This is a genomic window from Porphyromonas sp. CAG:1061, from assembly GCF_000435035.1.
Lineage (GTDB): Bacteria > Bacteroidota > Bacteroidia > Bacteroidales > Porphyromonadaceae > Porphyromonas_A > Porphyromonas_A somerae.
The window spans coordinates 33,693-35,838 of the sequence record NZ_HF988934.1; the positions used below are offsets into that span (position 1 = coordinate 33,693).

The following is a 2,146-nucleotide window of genomic DNA, read 5'->3' on the forward strand; positions in this document are numbered from 1 at the left end:
GAGAGCATCAAGCTAGCAGCCACCCTTGGTTTGGTATCAGCGATTCTTACCATCGCCACAGGTCACCTCTCTGCAGGTCATGTAGCTACCTACCAACCTATGAAGCTCGCTGCTATGGAGAATATGTATGAGGGTAGCGAAAAGGCACCTCTCAGCGTCATTGGTATCGTGAATAGCGACAAGAAAAAAGCCGACTGGGCAAGTGATAAGAGCGACTACGCTTTTAATATCGCACTTCCTAGCGGGCTTTCAATTCTTTCTTTCAACGACCCCAACGCCTATGTACCTGGTATCAAAAACATACTAGAGGGTGGTTATACCAAGCCCGATGGTACCATAGCACTTTCTGCCGAGGAGCGTATCCAGAGAGGTAAGATCGCTATCCAAGCACTTGCCGACTATCGTGCTGCCAAAGAGGCTGGCAACGAGGCTGAGGCAGCTGCTCAGAAGGAGATCCTAGATGCCAATTATGAGCACTTTGGATATGGTTACTTCGATAATGTTGAGGACCTGATCCCCAATATCCCAATGCTTTACTACAGCTTCCGCATCATGGTAGGGCTAGGAATGCTATTTATTTTGGTCTGCCTAGTGCCATTGATTATGCTCCGACGCAATAAGGAGAAATTTGTGAATATGCGTTGGTACCACTGGGTAATGATCATCAGTATCCCACTAGTCTATATCGCTTCACAAGCAGGCTGGGTTGTAGCAGAGGTTGGTCGCCAACCATGGACTATTCAGGATGCTCTTCCTGTACAGGCCGCTGTCTCCAACATTGCAGCTAGTGCAGTGAAGACCACCTTTACCCTCTTCCTAGTCCTCTTTACACTGATGCTCATTGCCGAGCTAAGTATCATGATCCATGCGATCAAGAAGGGACCAAAAAATCATGTTTCAAACGACTCTCAAAACGAGGCGAAATAATCGGGATACAGTATGGATAAGTTAATTTTTCTACAAGACTACTGGTGGTTTATCATTTCACTGCTTGGCGGTCTTCTCGTGTTTCTACTTTTTGTACAGGGTGGTCAGACTTTTGTCTTTTCACTGCACAAAAACGCACTACAGCAGAGGATGCTGGTCAATTCTACAGGTCGTAAGTGGGAGTTCACCTTTACTACACTAGTCACCTTTGGAGGTGCCTTCTTTGCATCCTTCCCACTCTTCTACTCCACTAGCTTCTACGGAGCTTACTGGGTGTGGATGCTCATTCTATTTTGCTTCGTTATACAGGCAGTTTCCTATGAGTACCAAAATAAGAAGGGTAATGTATTTGGCAAGAAGACCTATCAGTGGGCACTATTCCTCAATGGAGTACTCGGCCCATTGCTCATCGGTGCTGCCGTAGGTACCTTCTTCACTGGTGCTAACTTCGTAGTGGATAGAACCAACCTCACCAATCTTGGTGGCAACCTCTCTGTCTCTACTTGGCAGGATTACAATGGCGTGATGCTTCACGGACTTGAGGCGGTGCTCAATCCTTGGAACCTTGTTCTAGGACTTGCAGTGCTATTCCTTGCCCGTACCACTGGGCTACTCTATTTCGTCAATAACGTACGCGATGAGGAGCTCAATCAGGCTGCTCGCAAGCGTATCCTTCCAAATGCGATCATCTTCCTCGTATTCTTCCTCGCCTTCCTAGGTTTCTTACTAACCACTCAAGGCTTTGCAGTAGACCCTGCTACTGGCGAGGTGTTTATGGAGAAGTACAAGTACCTCAATAACCTCCTACAGCAACCTGTACTACTTGTAGTAATGCTTCTAGGAGTGGTGGGAGTATTGGCGGGTATCCTACTGACTGTCTTCAAGCCTCACTTTAATAAGGGTATTTGGTATGAAGGAGTCGGTGTAGTGCTCGTAGTGACGGTGCTGCTACTGATGGCAGGTTGGAACAATACAGCTTACTACCCAACTACTGCTGACCTACAGAGCTCGCTAACGATTCGCAATAGTAGCTCTAGCCAATACACGCTAGAGGTAATGGCTTACGCATCGCTAGTGATCCCATTCGTACTAGCTTACATCTTCTATGCTTGGCGTAAGCTAGACTTCCATAAGTTTGACGAAGAGGAGATGAAGAAGGGTAACCACTATTAATATCTCACACGCTTAGATAGTTCAAAGGGGCTCAGCCGTATTGGCT

The 2,146-nt window shown here is 46.9% G+C and carries 2 protein-coding genes; both read left to right on the plus strand.

The window, feature by feature from the left end; genetic code table 11:
* The coding region (locus tag QVO39_RS07080; RefSeq protein WP_288171900.1) for a cytochrome ubiquinol oxidase subunit I at positions 1-927 on the plus strand (927 nt) is incomplete at its 5' end.
* Positions 928-939: 12 nt separating this feature from the next.
* Positions 940-2,100, plus strand: a complete 1,161-nt coding sequence (locus tag QVO39_RS07085) for a cytochrome d ubiquinol oxidase subunit II (RefSeq protein ID WP_021903590.1) — start codon at positions 940-942, stop codon at positions 2,098-2,100.
* The last annotated feature ends 46 nt before the right edge of the window (positions 2,101-2,146 follow it).